Source organism: Nitrosospira sp. TNL300, assembly GCF_055385915.1.
Map to the genome: position 1 here is coordinate 1218951 of NZ_AP041005.1, position 17620 is coordinate 1236570.

10 protein-coding genes are annotated in these 17620 nt (G+C 54.3%); 7 read left to right on the forward strand and 3 right to left on the reverse strand.

What is annotated here, in order from left to right; all coding sequences use genetic code 11:
- Positions 1-21 precede the first annotated feature (21 nt).
- Together ACZ5BW_RS05565 and ACZ5BW_RS05570 are read right to left on the reverse strand one after the other, a co-directional pair.
- On the reverse strand, positions 22-882 hold the full coding sequence (locus ACZ5BW_RS05565; RefSeq protein WP_464543287.1) for a carbon-nitrogen hydrolase family protein: 861 nt from the start codon (positions 880-882) through the stop codon (positions 22-24).
- Between the two features lie 183 nt (positions 883-1065).
- Positions 1066-4920, reverse strand: coding sequence for a YhdP family protein (locus ACZ5BW_RS05570; protein WP_464543288.1), 3855 nt, complete (start codon positions 4918-4920; stop codon positions 1066-1068).
- 251 nt (positions 4921-5171) lie between these two features.
- On the opposite strand from ACZ5BW_RS05570, the gene glnE reads away from it, so the two are divergent.
- The 6 genes from glnE (at position 5172) to ACZ5BW_RS05600 (ending at position 13033) form a co-directional block, all read left to right on the forward strand.
- Entirely contained in the window at positions 5172-7952 is a 2781-nt protein-coding gene (gene glnE, locus ACZ5BW_RS05575; RefSeq protein ID WP_464543289.1) for a bifunctional [glutamate--ammonia ligase]-adenylyl-L-tyrosine phosphorylase/[glutamate--ammonia-ligase] adenylyltransferase, read from the forward strand.
- Between the two features lie 262 nt (positions 7953-8214).
- Complete coding sequence (locus ACZ5BW_RS05580) at positions 8215-9132, forward strand: branched-chain amino acid transaminase (protein ID WP_464543290.1); 918 nt, start codon at positions 8215-8217, stop codon at positions 9130-9132.
- Positions 9133-9186: 54 nt separating this feature from the next.
- On the forward strand, positions 9187-9390 hold the full coding sequence (locus ACZ5BW_RS05585) for a zinc-finger domain-containing protein (RefSeq protein WP_464543291.1): 204 nt from the start codon (positions 9187-9189) through the stop codon (positions 9388-9390).
- A 121-nt stretch (positions 9391-9511) separates the two neighbouring features.
- Entirely contained in the window at positions 9512-10921 is a 1410-nt protein-coding gene (locus ACZ5BW_RS05590; protein WP_464543657.1) for a phosphomannomutase/phosphoglucomutase, read from the forward strand.
- Positions 10922-11012: 91 nt separating this feature from the next.
- Positions 11013-11534 (forward strand): low molecular weight protein-tyrosine-phosphatase, encoded by a 522-nt coding sequence (locus ACZ5BW_RS05595; RefSeq protein ID WP_464543292.1) that lies wholly within the window; start codon positions 11013-11015, stop codon positions 11532-11534.
- A 47-nt stretch (positions 11535-11581) separates the two neighbouring features.
- Positions 11582-13033, forward strand: coding sequence for a tetratricopeptide repeat protein (locus tag ACZ5BW_RS05600; RefSeq protein ID WP_464543293.1), 1452 nt, complete (start codon positions 11582-11584; stop codon positions 13031-13033).
- Between the two features lie 82 nt (positions 13034-13115).
- Here the strand turns inward: ACZ5BW_RS05600 and ACZ5BW_RS05605 are convergent, their stop codons facing one another.
- On the reverse strand, positions 13116-16058 hold the full coding sequence (locus ACZ5BW_RS05605; RefSeq protein WP_464543294.1) for an Rne/Rng family ribonuclease: 2943 nt from the start codon (positions 16056-16058) through the stop codon (positions 13116-13118).
- Between the two features lie 459 nt (positions 16059-16517).
- On the opposite strand from ACZ5BW_RS05605, the gene ACZ5BW_RS05610 reads away from it, so the two are divergent.
- The gene (locus tag ACZ5BW_RS05610) at positions 16518-17570 is read left to right on the forward strand and encodes an RluA family pseudouridine synthase (RefSeq protein ID WP_464574218.1); all 1053 of its coding nucleotides are present in this window, start codon (positions 16518-16520) and stop codon (positions 17568-17570) included.
- Positions 17571-17620: the final 50 nt, after the last annotated feature.

Genomic DNA, 17620 nt, shown 5'->3' on the forward strand with positions numbered 1-17620 from the left:
GAGAACAAGGTTCAATGGAATTCAGCAGTGACGCAGCGTGCGGTGATTCAAGGCAGGCAGGCTGCTGCGCAAGCTCGCCTGGTATTCCGGATCGATATCCGCGATGACGACTCCTGGTCCGCGCGGGAGGCGGTCCAGCACCACGCCCCAGGGATCGACTATCATGCTGTCCCCATGGGTTTCCCGCCCATTGATATGGTATCCCCCCTGAGCAGGCGCAACGACGTATGCCAGATTTTCGATGGCGCGGGCGCGAATCAAGGTTTCCCAGTGCGCCTTGCCCGTGGTGGCGGTAAAAGCCGCCGGGGCGAAGATAATGTCTACCTGTCCCATGGAACGGTAAAGCTCGGGAAAGCGGATATCGTAGCAGATGGAAAGGCCGATGCGGCCAAAGGGGGATTCCAGGGCAACGACACCCTGGCCTGCCTCAATGGTTTCTTCTTCGGCATAGCGTTCAGCCCCCAGCTCCAGACCGAACAAATGTATTTTGTCGTACCGTGCGACCTGCTCACCGTTGTCGTTGTATACCAGGCAACTGTTTCGCACCTTGTCAGGGCGGGAAGAAACCAGGGGTACCGAGCCGCCTACGAGCCACAGGCCGAGACGCCTGGCAGTATTGCCCAGGAATTCCTGTATCGGCCCCTGATTATCCTGCTCACGTGCCGCTACTCTATCAGCATCCTCCATTCCCATCAGACAGAAATACTCGGGGAGCGCCGCCAGCTTCGCGCCGCGTGATGCAGCCATCTCCAGAAGCCGCCCGGCTTCTTCCAGATTGGCGTAGATATTTGGACCTGCCGCCATTTGAATGGCGGCAACACGAATCGGCCCCCTGTGGGCTGTTTCAGGAGGAAGTGAGTTACAGGCTACGGAGTCTTGCATATTTAAAGTGTATTTTCCGGGCAGCGGGGAATACAGAGTAACTTAAAAGATTGTCTTTATAAAGTATTGGGACTGATACCGCTTCCGGCATTGTCCACAGATCGCCCGCGGGCTACCATGTCTGGATTTAATGCACGGACTGGTTTGGCGGGTGTCGTATAACCTTGCGTGAGCAGACTCTGGTCATGGTTGAGGTCCCGCCAGTTCCGGAGCGGGTTGCCCTATTTGGATTACGACAGGATCTGCCCAGGTGCCGGTAATATTGTAGTCTCTTGATGGAGCAGGTGTTTTCTGCATGGCTGTGTTTGCAATTACCGATGCCATCCCGACTACGGGAGACGCGAGCCCATAGGAAGGGGTAACCTTGATGTGAAGTTTTTGTGTTTCCGCCTCGAGATTCATCTGTCCATTCATAGTAACCCTTGCAGCCGGCCCGTTTATATTAAGCTCATCCGTCGATGCAATACCACTCGCGATATATATGTTGCCGGAGATGTCGTCAAATCCGAAACCTTCACTGAACACATCGCGAAAGTCCAGGGTGATTCGCCGCGGCAGAGAACGGAGATTGAAAATGCCAAAGAGCCTGCCAATTCCTGGCTCAAACCCGGGAAACTGTCCACGTCTTGCGCCAAGCTTAAACTTGCCATACAAGGTGGAGTAATCTATCGACAGGGGATCCCCCTGCCAGGACAGGATGCCCTCAAGCGTGCCGCTTCCACTGGTTACGCGATCAGGAAGGCCGAGCCGCTCCAGAAATCTCCCAATGTCATTTGCTTCCAGCCTGACCGTAGCCTGCGTCTGCGAAGTTGCGGCCCGGTTTTTCCATAGACCTCGCATTGTTATCGAGCTGTCCGGGTTGACAATGTGCAGTTTGTCGATATACCAGTTCCGTTCTTCCTGATTTGCAACCAATTCCAGCTTACCCAGTTGTTTCTCGCCAAAAACAAAGTCGTCCGCGATTACATCGAGCGCCGGCAGATCCTTTTCCTGTTGCCTGCTCCTGGATACGGTACCTGGCCCGGAAGGAGGGATTGCAGGAATGATCAGCCTGTTCAGTCGCGCCACTATCTTGCCGATGCCGGATGGATTCCAGGTGATGCCTCCATTGACCTCCTCACTTGCAATCATGCAATACCACAGACCGTCTTTTTTGTTAGCATCCAGCCTGACATCATCGAACTGCCTGCCTAGAAAGCCAAGCGATCCTATATCCAGGTTTAAGCCGCTCAAACTGGAAGGGGCGGCAGATTGGATTTCGAGTTGCTTGAGCAAGAGGCGCCAGCGGTCGAGATTCAATACGGGCAATGCACCCTTTATCACGATACCGGGCTCTTCAGGAAGAAAAACGGTTGAGGGACCGAAAACGACGGAACCGCGCTCCATGTAAAAATGACCGGCATCGTCCCGGCCGCGGCTGATCTTTGCCTTGATGCGCTCGCCATAGCTCAGGTGCAGTTCCTCGCTCTGCATATCCGTTGCCTTTCTTTCGAATTTCACTGGTATTGCATCATGCGCGGCCTTCGACAACGGCTCGGGCAGATCCGATGAAATTCCCTTCAAGGATGATTCAACGATCACATCTGTGGACCGGTTGTCTACGAGCACCGCTGCTTGCCAATCGCTGCTGCCATGTACGTGCCGAGTCCAGAAAGGGGCGCTGCGTGACGTGCTGGCTTGGGAGGCTTCATTCAGGTTGTCGAAATTGACCTTGCCGATAGCGGAAAAACGTACGCCACCGCCTGGCATATCAGAGGAAGTGATCAGCACGGGACCGCCGAGAAGACGGCCGCTCAGGTTTTTCGTTCTTATTTCAGAACCAGTAAAGGTCAGTGCGCCGTTCAATTGCTCCAGCTCGGGAATATGTGGACCCGGATCGATCCGGTTGTTCATGAATCGGTAGTTGCCCCACAGTTTGATTTCCCCTGAACCGCGCAGAGGAGTATCAAGTTTGAGCAGCAATCTTCCGTCGCCAGAAATACGGGTATTGTCCACCAGCCAGTTATCGTAGGTGTCCAGTGTTTTTGCGGCAGCGAATGCCAGAAACTGATGGGTGGCGCCGGTCGCTTCCAGTTCGGTTTTGAGTCTCGCCTCGGCGGCAGTCATGTCAGGAATGATCAATCTTGCCTTCCCCAGGCGTGCCCCAAGAATATCTCCTTTAGAAACATTGATCTCCATGCGATTATCGTTAAGGTGCACGTTGCCTGCGAGATTCTCTATCCGGGGCCAGCCGGGAAGATGATCGAGCAACACGCCCGATATCTTTGCGGCAAATTCGAAGACGCCGGGATTGCTTGAGGCGAAGAGGGATCGAGCCAGATTCCCCTTTAGGTGAAGCCGGGCATTCGAAATATTCCCCGCAACAATGGATTCGCCCAGCCAGTCAGGAAAATACTCGCTCCCTTTCACCCTCCCCTTGGCAGGCAGGAGACGCAGCAGAGAAGGCACGTCAGCGCGGGTGAGATGAGTTGTCAAGTCGAGGATACCCGGGCTGCCAAGCACTGTCTGGTAATTTCCATAGGCTGACCCGGCTGCATATGCACTGGAGAAGGAGATATTGCTGAACTTTATCGACTTTGAACCGTTGCTGGTCAGGTTCCATCTTATCTGTCCGGTAAGTATATTCAGCGTTATCGGTTCAACGGGTGTATCCGGCGGTTGCAGCACGGTGTTTTGGGAATCCAGATTCAGCGTGCCCCCCTGTTCGGTAATGTCAATATTCCCGCTGACACCAGTGAAGGCAGGCATGCTATTGGACCTTTTCATTCCCAGTCTGGTAAATCTCCCCATGGCATGGAAAGAAGAGGGTGTCGGCCATTCGCCCGTCCATTTTATCAACATCGAATGCAGTTTACCGCGGGGGGAAACGGCGCGGATTTTAGTCCGGAGCGGCTCGCTCATCGGCAGGTATTTCGTCAACTCCTCCAGTTTATCCAGTCTCAGATTCTGGACGCTTAATGTGTTGCTATCCGGTTTGCCGGCATCGTGGTGAAGCTGCTGCAACGAAAAATTCAGCAAAGGCAAGGGCGGTTTGCCATAAAACGCAGCGGTGAGCCGACGTGCGAAAAGTTGACTGCCGTTGCTGCCTTTATCATCTATCTTGTGCCACCCGATCCTGCCTGCCAGCCTGGTCAGGTTCAATTCGGGCAGAGTCGGCGCGAGCCGCGCCTTTACATTCTGCAGGCGCATGTCTGCCGTAACTTTGTTCATATCTGCTCCGTCGATACCCGCCCAGATACGCAGCGCCCCAACACCCCGATTCAACTTTATTTCCTCGGGGAAGGGCAGCCAGGCACGCCAGGCCGCTATATCGGCGCGGGTTATCTGCATGAAAAGCCGGCCCCGCCACAATCCGGGATTTGCGAGCGACTCTCCCATGAAATCTCCGCGCATATCGAGGTGGGAGGCAAGCCGCGCGGGGGGTACGGCACGGATGCCGAAGCGATGATGTCTGCCTCGGTTCTCAAGGCGCAGATTGACCAGCAGTTCCAGTTGCGGGGCAGCGCGCTGGTCATCCTGCCAGAGGATATTGGCATTGTTTATGATGACTTGCCTCTGGTTAAGGAGCCAGTCGAAAAAGCCATCTTCACTTCCGGCAAATTCCTGCTTCAGTGCGAATCCGGCGACATGAATGACGCCGGCAGCGTCTCGACGTACGATCAAATCAGGCTGATCGATTGCGATTTCACGAAAAAGCAATTCGCCATGCAATATCGAACGCCATGAAAACGTGCCTTCAAGGCGGTTCAGCAGCAAGGTGACACCCTCGTTATCATGCACACGCACATCACGCAGCATCATGTGAGGACGGAACCCGTCCCAATTCGCGCTGATCTCGCCCAGCGTTACATATTGGCCGGAAGCATGGCTGATGGCGGAAGCGATGTTTTCACGGTACTGTTCGATATTCGGCAACAGCCAATAGCGGAGAGACAACAGCAGAACCGAAAAGACGGCTGCAACTGCGATCAGCACCCACATGGAAAGCCGGAACAGGAAGCTCCGTAGCACAAAAGGTGAAATTGCTGACAGGTTCAATAAATTGTTCCGGTACGGGTACTGGGGGAAGGACTCAGGAACATTCGGACCGTTGTTGATTATTCGTTAAATCATACTCACGGGAAGGAACCTGATCCGGAGGTGAATGCCGAGGGGAGACGTGACAAAGCGGATTAGATGCCGCAACAGGTTCTTTGTTCAATCCTTCAATAGAAGCTGGGGCACAGGTTGTGCAGGAATTATCTACTCCACTCATTATCCTCCCGTTTTATTTTAACCTGAATTCAACCATGCCTTCCGATAGTCCCGCCAGAGAACTAGTGCAATCTATCCTGCCGCTGAGCCGTTACGTCCAGGGTCAGCTGGCAAGCAACGCCGGCCTGCTGGCTGAGCTGGAGCAAAACCTGGAGCGCCCTTTTGTGGGAGAGGAAATGCAGGCATTTCTGCAGGCATCCGCCCAAGGAATAAATGATGAGGAAGGACTGCACGCGGTCCTGCGCGGCTTGCGTAAACAGGTGCTGCTGCGGGTAGCGTCGCGGGACTTGGCAGGACTGGCTGATCTGGCCGAAGTGATGTCATCCATGACAGCTCTGGCGGAGCTTACCATCGGTTTCGCGCTGGAGCGCTTGTACACCTGGCTGTCTGAGCCAGGGCGTTATGGTCAACCGAAAAGCGCCGATAACCGGGTTCAGCAGATGCTGGTCATCGGGATGGGAAAGCTTGGCGGTGGCGAACTCAATGTTTCCTCTGACGTGGATCTTATTTTCGTATATCCGGAAGATGGCGAGACCGATGGGCACCGGTCAATTTCCAATCAGGATTTTTTCGTTCGGCTGGGGCGGAAACTGATTACAAGTCTTAATGACATTACCGCAGACGGTTTCGTTTTCCGAGTGGATATGCGGTTGCGGCCGTATGGGGAAAGCGGGCCCTTGACGATGAGCTTTACCATGCTGGAAGAATATCTGATCACCCAGGGACGGGAATGGGAGCGTTATGCATGGATCAAAAGCCGGGTCGTAGCAGGTCCGCGCGAAGAAAAATCGGCACTTGTAGAACAGATCACGCAACCCTTCGTGTTTCGCAAGTACCTGGACTTTGGCGCCTATGAATCCATGCGCGCGCTTCATGCCCAAATTCGCCGGGAGGTTCAGCGCCGGGAAATGTACGGAAATATCAAGCTTGGGTCGGGCGGTATTCGCGAAATCGAGTTCATTGCCCAGGTATTCCAACTGATCCGGGGCGGACGCGATCCAGATTTCCGCATCCGGCCCACGCTCGCTGTACTGCGCTTGCTGGGGGAAAAGCAGCAGTTACCGGGGGAAACGGTGGCAGAACTGGTAGAGGCATACGCTTTTTTACGCAACCTTGAGCATCGCCTGCAGTATCTTGACGATCAACAGACCCACGTTCTGCCTGAAAGCTCACCGGACCAGTCGCTGATTGCAGCTTCGATGGGTTTTGCGTCCTATGACGGATTTTTAAAGAAGCTCAACGATCATCGCTCGAATGTAACACGACATTTTGAGGCTATCTTCGCCACGCCGCGCACTTCGGAGGCCTCCAATGCGCTTGCCGACCTGTGGAAGGCTGGAGAAGACGGCGTTCAAGCCGAAGGCGCACAGACGCAACTCGCTAAACTGGGGTTTTCCAATCCGGAGAAAGTTCTTGAGTGTGTGGAGGAATTTCGCTCGGGCACCCGCTACAGGCAACTGCCGCAAACGAGCAAAAAACGCATCGATGCGCTTGTTCCTGCCCTGATCGAAGTGGCTGCAAGGTTTCCTTCCGCAGACCTCACGCTGGAACGACTGATACAGTTGCTGGAGACCGTCAGCAGGCGTTCAGCTTATCTGGCCCTGCTGCGCGAGCATCCTCACGCGTTGGGACGGGTAGCCAAGCTCGTCAGCGCGAGCCACTGGGCCAGTGAATACCTGAACAGGCATCCGATCCTGCTGGACGAACTGCTCCCGGGGCAGTTTCGAAATCCGCTCGATTGGTCTCGTGCCGGGGAAAGGCTGATGCGCCAATTGCAGGATGCGGAGGGTTCCGGCGGCACTGATGTCGAACAGCAAATGGATATATTGCGGCATTTCCACCATGCCCAGGTATTTCAGTTGCTGGCGCGGGATGTGGAAGGATTGCTGCCCCTTGAGACCTTGAGTGATCATCTTTCCGATCTTGCCGACTTGTTGCTCGATACCGTATTGCACCTTGCCTGGTCGGGGTTGAGGAGGAGGCATAGAGATATACCCGCTTTTGCCATCATCGGCTATGGCAAGCTCGGCGGCAAGGAACTAGGTTATGCCTCTGACCTCGATATCATTTTTCTCTATGACGATCCCCATGCCGACGCTCCAGAAAGCTATGCCCGGCTGAGCCAGCGTATCAACTCATGGCTCACCAGTTACACTTCCGCGGGATTGCTCTACCAGACAGACCTGCGTTTGCGCCCCAATGGCAGCAGCGGCCTGCTGGTGAGTTCGATTCAGGCATTTGCTGAATACCAGCATCATCATGCGTGGGTCTGGGAGCATCAGGCGTTGACCCGAGCCCGATTCGTAGCCGGAGATGCACAGATAGGAGAGGCATTCGAGCGTATTCGAAGGGAAGTGCTGCGTCACCCGCGGGAATTGCCGGATCTGAAACGGGAAGTATTGGTAATGCGACAAAAAATGCTCAACGCTCACCCCAATACCAGCGGGTTGTTCGATATCAAGCATGATCGTGGAGGCCTTATCGATGTCGAGTTCATCGTGCAGTACCTGGTCCTTGGACACGCCTGCCATCACAAGGAGCTGACCGGCAATATCGGTAATATCGCGTTGTTGAAGCTGGCGGCAAAACTGGGATTGATCAGGAATGAAGTCGCAGAGCCGGCCCTTAATGCCTATCGGGAATTCCGGCGGACGCAACACTGGCTGAGATTGAGCGGTTACTCCGACCTCGCTGGTTCGTCTTCCGCGAACGGCAAATCGCAAAAGTTTGCGCGTGTTGAAGCAGATTATTTTGAGAATGAAATCGCCGCAGTTTCCGGGTTGTGGAGCGAAGTCTTCGGCGCATCCGCGGTTTAGCCCTCCCTGGATTCATGCACATCTGATCAGCGGTTCGATACGAATGAATGCCTACGCGTCTGGCATTCAGGATAAATTCCCCTTTGATAGCAATTCCAGAATAATTCCAGGCACTAACGGACGAGCCGGGATAGGGATGTGGAACGGTTGCAAGTCCGGTGCAAACAGTTTGCTTTCCTGCATCCCTTCTCTTGAAAGGGAATCCGGAGGATCAGGAAATACGTTAGAATATACGAACTTAAATTCTCTCCGGAGTCTATGAATGTCAATAGCTGATCGCGACGGTGTGATCTGGAGTGATGGAAAGATGATCCCGTGGCGTGAGGCTACCACCCATGTACTCACCCACACCCTGCACTACGGGATGGGGGTATTCGAAGGATTGCGTGCCTACGAAACGCCCCGCGGACCTGCAATTTTCCGTCTGAAAGAACACACCGATCGTTTATTCAATTCCGCGCACATCTTCATGATGAAGATGCCCTATGACAAGGCTACATTGATGCAGGCGCAGTGCGATGTCGTAAGGCAGAACGATCTCAAGTCGGGCTATATCCGCCCCATCGTATTTTATGGTTCGGAAGCAATGGGCATCTCAGCCAAAACACTTTCCGTGCATGTGGCTATTGCAGCCTGGGCATGGGGCACGTATCTCGGCCCTGATGGTCTCGAAAAAGGTATTCGTGTCAAGACTTCGTCATTTACGCGGCATCATGTGAATATCAATATGTGCCGCGCCAAATCGGTCACCACCTATGCAAATTCTATCCTCGCTCATCAGGAGGTAGCGCATGACGGCTATGATGAGGCACTGCTTCTCGATGTGGACGGCTATGTTGCCGAAGGGGCTGGTGAAAACATATTCATCGTGAAACGGGGCAAATTGTATACCCCCGACATGACTTCCTGCCTGGAAGGCATTACGCGCGCGTCTCTCATAGAGCTTGCTGGAGAAATCGGAATTCCGGTTATCGAGAAGCGTATCACCCGCGATGAAGTCTATTGTGCGGATGAAGCCTTTTTTACCGGCACGGCAGCCGAGGTAACGCCGATCAGGGAACTGGATAATCGCACGATCGGCAGCGGCAGGCGCGGCCCTGTCACGGAAAAGCTCCAGACCCTCTTTTTTGAATGCGCCAGGGGAAATGGCAAACATGCCGACTGGCTCACTTATGTCTGATAAAACTTTATATCCTCATCGATCCATTTAAGCGATACGTCTTAGGAAAATCTGATGCAGAAGCTTGCCTCCAATACCCAGCGCCAGATCGAGGTGACGTCCGATGATCTGCCGCTTCATTGTCCCACGCCTTCCATGCTGTTATGGAATTCGCATCCCCGCGTTTTTCTGCCCATAGAAGATACAGGGGAAGCGCTGTGTCCCTACTGCGGCACCCATTATGTACTCAAGGGCGGCGCAGTTGCAGGCCACCATTGATCGGAACACATCTTAAAACCCGAATACGAGCAGCACAGCCGTAAACAGTGTGAATACTGCACTGAAGATACCATTGAGACCATTGATACAGCTGAAGTTCATCTACTATCCACCATCATCCATGCGCCAACTTCCACCAGAAATCTTCAAAGCCTATGACATCCGAGGGATTTTCGGAAAAACACTGACCGTTGAAGGTGCCGAAGCGATTGGTCACGCCATCGGCTCTGAGGGGCGTGCACGCGGACTTGCTGCCATCACCATAGGGCGCGACGGAAGGTTGTCGGGTCCCGATTTGGTGCAAGCCCTGGCCAGGGGTCTGCAAAAAAGCGGCGTCAACGTAATCGATGTCGGTGCTGTCGCGACCCCGATGCTCTACTACGCGGCGCATGAGTTGTCCGGTTATTCCGGCGTGATGGTAACCGGGAGTCATAATCCGCCGGAATACAACGGCTTTAAAATGGTACTGGGGGGAGAAACGCTTGCTGCGGAATCAATACAGGCCTTGCGTGCGCGCATCGAAAATGAAGACCTTGCTCACGGCAATGGCAGCTACCACAAGCAGGACATTGCGGAAGGATATCTCCGACGCATAACCGCGGACATAAAGCTGGCGCGGCCCATGAAGATTATTATCGATTGTGGCAATGGGATACCCGGTTTATACGCTCCAGAGTTGTACCGCAGGCTCGGATGCGACGTAACGGAGCTGTTTTGCGAGGTCGACGGCAATTTTCCCAATCATCATCCGGATCCCTCGGTACCCGAGAATCTGCGGGATGTAGTGCAGGCGCTTGAAACGACCGACGCCGAGATAGGGCTGGCGTTCGATGGAGATGGTGACCGGGTGGGCGTGGTTACCAAAAGTGGAACGATCATTTATCCGGATCGGCAATTAATGCTGTTTGCAGCAGATGTGTTGTCGCGGAATCCGGGTGGTCGGGTCATTTTCGATGTGAAATGTACGCGTAATCTGGCGCCGTGGATCGTGCAGCACGGAGGCGAGCCGATCATGTGGAAAACTGGTCACTCCTTCATCAAGGGTAAACTGAAGGAAACCGGGGCGCTGCTGGCGGGAGAGATGAGTGGCCATATCTTTTTCAAGGAGCGCTGGTATGGCTTCGACGACGGGCTCTATGCCGGAGCGCGTTTGCTGGAGTTGCTCAGTTCCAGGGTGGATATTGATGCTGCATTCAACTCGATTCCGGACGCGGTTAGCACGCCAGAGTTGCAGATCAGGTTGAAGGAAGGGGAAAACTACGCGATTATCGCGCAACTGCAGAAAACAGCCCGCTTTGACCGGGCTGAACGCATCATTACTACCGATGGAATGCGAGTCGAATATGAAGATGGTTTCGGCCTCGCGCGCTCATCCAATACCATGCCAGTAATCGTGCTGCGCTTCGAGGCAGACAGCGAGGTAGCTTTGAGGCGTATCCAGAACGATTTTTGCAGAGCGATCTTGAAAATCAAACCGGACGCGGAACTGCCTCATCAACTGAGGGGAAATCTTCTTTCCGCTACATGCTGATGAGCTGCTGGAATGTTCTGAAGGACGTTGCCAGCAAGTTACAGGAATGGAAATGTCCCGAGCGGGAAGTCAAACTGAGATATAACTGAATATGATGAACAGGAGAGAGAGCGCCAGGACCAACGTTTTGTTCGTTTGCATGGGCAACATCTGCCGCTCGCCCACTGCTGAGGCAGTTTTTCGGCACCAGGTCATCGCGGCTGGTGTGGAGGAAGAAATCTACATCGACTCTGCCGGTACACATGATTACCACATCGGCGAGCCGCCGGATGAAAGGGCGCAAAGAGCAGCGGGAAGAAGGGGCTATGACACAAAAGCATTGCGTGCTCGCATGGTAGATGAAAAGGATTTCGAGTTTTTTCACTATATTCTGGCGATGGACAGATCGAACCTGGCTGTCCTTCAGAGAGAATGTCCAGCGGAATACAGTCATAAACTCGGATTACTGATGCAGTACAGTGAAAAGTTCTCCGAAGGAGTACAGGAAGTGCCGGACCCTTATTTTGGGGGGAGCCAGGGCTTCGAGCATGTACTCAACCTGGTGGAGGATGCCGGGCGGGGGTTGCTCAACCGGATTCGTAACGGAAAATTGGAAATGGGTTGCGCTGAATAACCGACAGAGGACTGTAAAGGGTTTCTTGATCAAGACGAGGTAGTGTCATGTCTGGCGAGCGAAAGCGGCGTGATCCATGGCGCGATATCAAGGAGTATCTGATCACACAACCATCAGAAGTCCTCATCGATCTCTTGCTCAACACAGCTCAGTACGACGATCGGCTCTACCAGTCGCTAGTGCTCAACTCAGGGCGGGCTAGCGGTGGCGGGGACACAGCCGCTGCATTTCGCCGTGCGATCGACAGTACGACCAGGATTCACGGCTTTGTCGATTGGCGGGAGGCGGGCTTCTTCGCCGGCAATATCGACCAGGTGGTGGATCAATTGACTGAGCTGCTCAAGCCTGATACTGCGGCGATGTTGATTGATCTGGCCGAGTATGCTATCGAGCGAGTCGAGAATTCGCTGGAGCACGTTGACGACTCGGACGGCGAGATGGGCGATATCGTCTATCGCCTGGGTGAGTTGCATTTGAAGGCTTGCACGATGGCGCAGCCGGATCCGGTAGGGCTGGCCGAGCGTTTATTTTGGCTCGAGACGACGCTGCCGGTTGGTCTGTACAGTTTCGATGCCACCATCTATCGCAATGCTCTCGGTGAGGAAGGCCTGCGCCGCTATCGGGAACTGGCGGAAGCTGAATGGCGCAAGCTCAAGCCGCGGGATGTGAACGACGTCTATGATGCTCACCGCGCATCTATCACCCGTATCATGGAGGGCCTGGCAGAGGCCAGCGGAGATGTCGAGGAACTGGTGGCGATCAAGTCACAGGATCTTTCATCCAGCTATCGTTACCTCGATATTGCCGAGATATGGATCAAGGCTGAACAGCCGGACAAGGCGTTAGAGTGGGCCGAACGCGGCCTGAAGGCTTTTCCTGATCGACTGGACAATCGATTACGGGATTTTCTGGTGGAGGCCTACCTCAAGCGCAAGCGTAACAGTGAAGCACTGCAGCTGACGTGGATACAGTTCGAGGAGATGCCAGTTCTCGAATGCTACAAGAAGTTGCATGATGTCGCCGGGAAGCTCGGCATCTGGCCTGAGCAGCGTAGCCGGGCGCTGGCCAAGGTGGCCGAAGTAATTGCTTGCGAGACGGGCACAACGAGTCGCTGGAAGCCGAAACCATCAGTACCGGATCACTCCCTGCGCGTTGAAATCGCGTTGTGGGAGAAGGATCTTGATGCTGCCTGGGAGTCCGCTCACGAAGGCGCTTGCGATCGAAACCTGCTGATCACATTGGCTGGGAAGCTCGAGTCTTCACGTCCCAGTGACGCCGTCAGCCTTTATTGCCGTGTGGTTCCGCCTATCGTCGAGCAGACCGGCAATGCCGCCTACAATGAGGCTATCAGTCTGATTCGCAAGGCGGGTGAATTGATGAAAGCGCAAGGCCTGTCACGGCAATTTGGTGACTACTTGGCGGAGTTGCGCATGCAGTTCAAGCCCAAGCGGAATTTCATCAAGCTGTTGGATGAGGTGGCGCGCAGTGCGGCCAAATGAGTGTCGATGCCGCGATAGTGATGTGTATAAAGGCGGGAGAGTCTATCCCGCCTTTTTTTGTGAATCAGGTTGAACCGTTCTTTTACTTATGGGTCTCGACCTGTACCAACGATTCGTGCTGCTCGATTACCGGTGGAGGAGGCGTTCTTTTACGTCGAGGCTGCGCTTTCATTGCTTCTCCTTCTGCTTCGGTTTCAGCAGGTCTTATCTTTTCAGGAAGGGTCTCGATCATGATCAGACCGGCTGCACTTAAATCGAGGGATTGCGTAGCCCCTGGTTGCTGAGGAGGCTCAGCCTGCTGTCCCTCTTGTGCAGGAACTTCTTCCTGTTCGATTTCTGCGGTTTCTGCACGGGGCATGGCCATTTCCAGGGCGCTCACGGAAACCCTGGAGGTGTCGTCCTGGGGAACGCCCCTTGCTGCTTCAACTTCAACCGGCGGCTCTGATACCGGCGGTTCTGATGCCGGCGGTTCTGATGCCATTAAAATCGACGCACCCATAACCGCTGCTTCGGTTGCTGCCTCCCTCCGGTCCTCAGAAAGTTTGTTGGATGGCTCATAAGCAATCTGCTGTTCATTCGCTGGAGCCACTTTTTCGGTTATCGTAGCTGTCGGAGCAGGGGCAGATTCCACAGCAGCCACTTTAGGCACAGCTTCGGGCACAATTACCGGCAGAGTTCTATCCGCACGCACAGGTTCGGAATGGATGTCATCCCTTGCTCCTGCAGGGGATTCCATCAATGCCTCTTTTTCGTCCGGGAGGGTAGAAGCCAGGACAAGCGACGGTGTTCCATTTATCGGGCTCGAAATGATATCTGCCGCAGGATTTTCCTCATGCGCTACCTGATCGGCAGATTGCTGGAGAGGAGAATCCTTTGCAATTGTCTGCCTGGCTTCACGCGCTGCGCGATCCAGGCGCTCGCTCCGGTCGCGTTGCCTCCCACCACGTCGTCTGCGGCGGCTGCCTTCCTCACTCGGCTGTACGACTTCTTCCGCGGCAGGCGGTTGCTCGGAAGAGGGCTTGAGTTCGGTCTGCGGTTTTTCTTCACGCTGCGACCGGGGATGCTTTTTTGCAGCAGCTTTTTCGCCCTGGGTTTTTGCTTCGCTGCGTTCCTGGCGCTGCGGCACAGCTTCGCGCATCGACCCTGAGGCGCCGCCTGCGCCGACTTCGCTCCCGCGCGCCGCGCGCTCGTCACGCGGACGTTGGGGGGTTCGTGCTGTCTTTTCACTTTCACCGTTGCGCTCTTCCCGGCGGTCGCGGCGTCCCTGGCCCCGTTCCTCACGATGTGCAGCAGCGGCAGCCGGTTCGTGCCGAACGGTCTTTTCGCCGACCCCCACCTGTTTAAACCAGCCGAATATTTTATCGAGCAGGGAAAGCGGTTCCGGTTCATGCTGCGGTTTTTGCTCGCGCACCGGCGCAGGTTGGGACGGGGTAATGCCTCTTACTGCTGCCTGTTGCCGCACAGGCTTGGCTTCCTGTCCGCTAGAAGGCAGGGGGATCTCCTGGGGCGGTTTTTCCACCAGTTGGTAACTCGTCTGAACTTCACCGAGTTTTACGTCGTCATGACGCAGGCGCGTGATGCTGTAATTGGGCGTCTCGAGATGGATGTTGGGAATCAGAACGACACTTACTTTCAGGCGTGCTTCGATTGCATGAATTTCCGCGCGTTTTTCGTTCAGCAGGTAGGTTGCTACATCTACCGGCACCTGAGCATGCAGCACTGCCGTATTTTCCTTCATCGCTTCTTCCTGAATGATTCTGAGGATATGCAACGCCGAGGAATCGGTGCCCCGGATGTGACCGGTGCCGTGGCAGCGCGGACAGGAAATGTAGCTGCTTTCACCCAGGGAAGGCCGCAGCCGCTGGCGCGATAATTCGAGCAAACCGAATCGGGAAATCTTGCCCATCTGCACGCGTGCCCGATCGTAGCGCAACGCGTCGTGCAACCGGTTTTCCACCTCGCGCTGGTTGCGCGAGACTTCCATGTCGATAAAGTCGATGACCACAAGGCCGCCGAGGTCCCGCAGGCGCAGTTGCCGCGCAATTTCGTCTGCCGCCTCCAGATTGGTAGCCAGGGCCGTCTGTTCGATGTCGGAACCACGGGTGGCACGAGCTGAATTTACGTCCACCGATACCAGAGCTTCCGTATGATCGATCACGATCGCTCCACCTGAAGGAAGGGTAACCTGCCGCGAATATGCGGTTTCGATCTGGTGTTCGATTTGAAAGCGGGAAAACAGGGGCACGTCGTCCCGATAGAGCTTGACTCGCGCTACATTGCCTGGCATGACATGCCCCATGAACTGGCATGCCTGCTCATAGATGCTTTCCGTGTCAATCAGGATTTCACCGATTTCCTGATTGAAGTAATCCCGGATTGCTCTGATGACGAGGCTGCTTTCCTGATAAATCAGGAAAGCGCCGCTCTGGCCTTTGGAAGCATCTTCAATAGCGCGCCACAACTGCAGCAGGTAGTTGAGGTCCCACTGCAACTCTTCTTCGCTGCGTCCTATCCCTGCCGTCCGGGCTATGATGCTCATGCCCTGGGGAATATTCAAATGCGACATGACATCGCGCAATTCAGCGCGATCTTCGCCCTCTATGCGACGCGAGACACCTCCTCCGCGCGGGTTATTGGGCATCAGCACCAGATAACGACCCGCGAGTGAGATATAGGTGGTAAGTGCGGCTCCTTTTGTTCCCCGTTCGTCCTTGTCCACTTGGACGATGAGCTCCTGGCCTTCATGAAGCGCGTCCTGGACTCGAACCCGGCCTGGGTCCGGGCTCTCTTTCAAATAAGAGCGGGAAATTTCCTTGAACGGCAGAAAACCATGCCGTTCACCGCCGTACTCGACGAAGGCGGCTTCGAGGCTTGGTTCAAGACGGGTGATAACAGCCTTGTAGATATTGCTCTTGCGTTGTTCCTTGCCGGCAGATTCAATGTCGAGATCGATGAGTTTTTGACCGTCGACAATAGCGACACGCAATTCCTCCGGCTGTGTCGCATTAAATAACATGCGTTTCATTTTTATGCCTCCCGCGCTCTAGTCACGGGCAGACAGCCTACGCGCGCAGGAAAACATGTCCTGCGCGGCGTATACGAGAGCTTTTAGTCAGACAACTTGATCATGGCGTGGTAGCTGCTTATTAGATAGCTAGGTAGCTAGGTAGCTGCTTGTCAAAAATGGCCACTTCTCTGGCTTATTCTCTGGCTTGTCACTTTGGCCCTGCTTTATTTTGCAAGCAGAACCGGGAAATTAGTTCAATCAGGCTTCGACTAGGGCTGCCCGTAACCAGGCGCTTCGAAACTGAAAACTGAAATCGACGTGTGCTTTGAGCGCGTAAATCCATTACTATCGCTACTTTATTGGTGAGCGACATTAACCATATCTTGGGGTCAGCTCTTTTCCCTCGGATAAAATCCCATCAACAGTACCACCTCGTGCACCGGATAAAGGATAGGCTGGAACCCTGACTTGACAAGTATAAGTAGAGTTAAAGATTTACGCAAAGAATTTCCTCCAAGTCCTGCGGTGAAGGAAATCATAGGGGAGGACAGCAAAGGGCAGCGTATTGATAATTTTTTAATCAAACGCTTGAAAAACGTGCCCAAAAGTCACATCTACCAGTTGTTGCGTAGCGGGCAGGTGCGGATTAACAGCAAGCGAGCCGCTCCGGACTACCATCTCCAGGCCGGAGATACCGTTCGCATACCTCCGGTGAGAATGGGGGAAAAATCGGTGCCGCCCCTGAAGAGATTGAGCAAACCGGGTTTTATTGCATTCCAGGTTTTGTTCGAGGATGATGCATTGATTGCCGTCAACAAGCCTCCTGGAGTTGCCGTGCATGGAGGAAGCGGCATAAGTTTCGGAGTGATAGAGCAATTGCGCGCTCAGCATCCTGACTGGAGATTTCTGGAACTCGTGCATCGACTGGACAGGGAAACTTCCGGCGTATTGCTCCTTGCCAAGAACCGGCCGGCACTTGTAGAGTTGCATCGGCAACTTCGTGTTGGAGAGGTGGAAAAGCACTACCTGACCCTGGTCAAGGGGCGGTGGCGTAATGCGCGACAGAGTGTCAGGCTGTCGCTCAGAAAATATCTGACACCCGCCGGCGAGCGGCGTGTAGCGGTGGAAAAGGGTGCAGATGAAAAAAAAGGTGGAGATGAGAAAAAAGGCGGAATGAGCGCCCATACTGTTTTCATCCTGCGAAAATCGTGGCAGAGCTTCAGTCTGCTGGAGGCTGAACTGAAAACCGGGCGCACCCATCAGATTCGTGTGCATCTTGCTTATCTCGGGTTTCCTATAGCGGGAGATGACAAGTACGGTAATTTTGCCTTGAATAAGGATATTGCCCGGCGTGTTCCTGGTTTGGGACGCATGTTTCTCCATGCCTGGGCGGTTGAATTCATGCATCCCGTTACGCATGAAAAACTTCGTCTCGAAGCGCCGCTGCCGGACGATCTGCAAAAATTTCTGGATGCGATGGATAGCCACGATAAACCACCGAAGCTTCCGGCGGAAAGGACGTTCTCCTGACTTTCTTCCCTCGCAGCAGCTCAAGTATCTTATTCAATAGAGACCGCTAC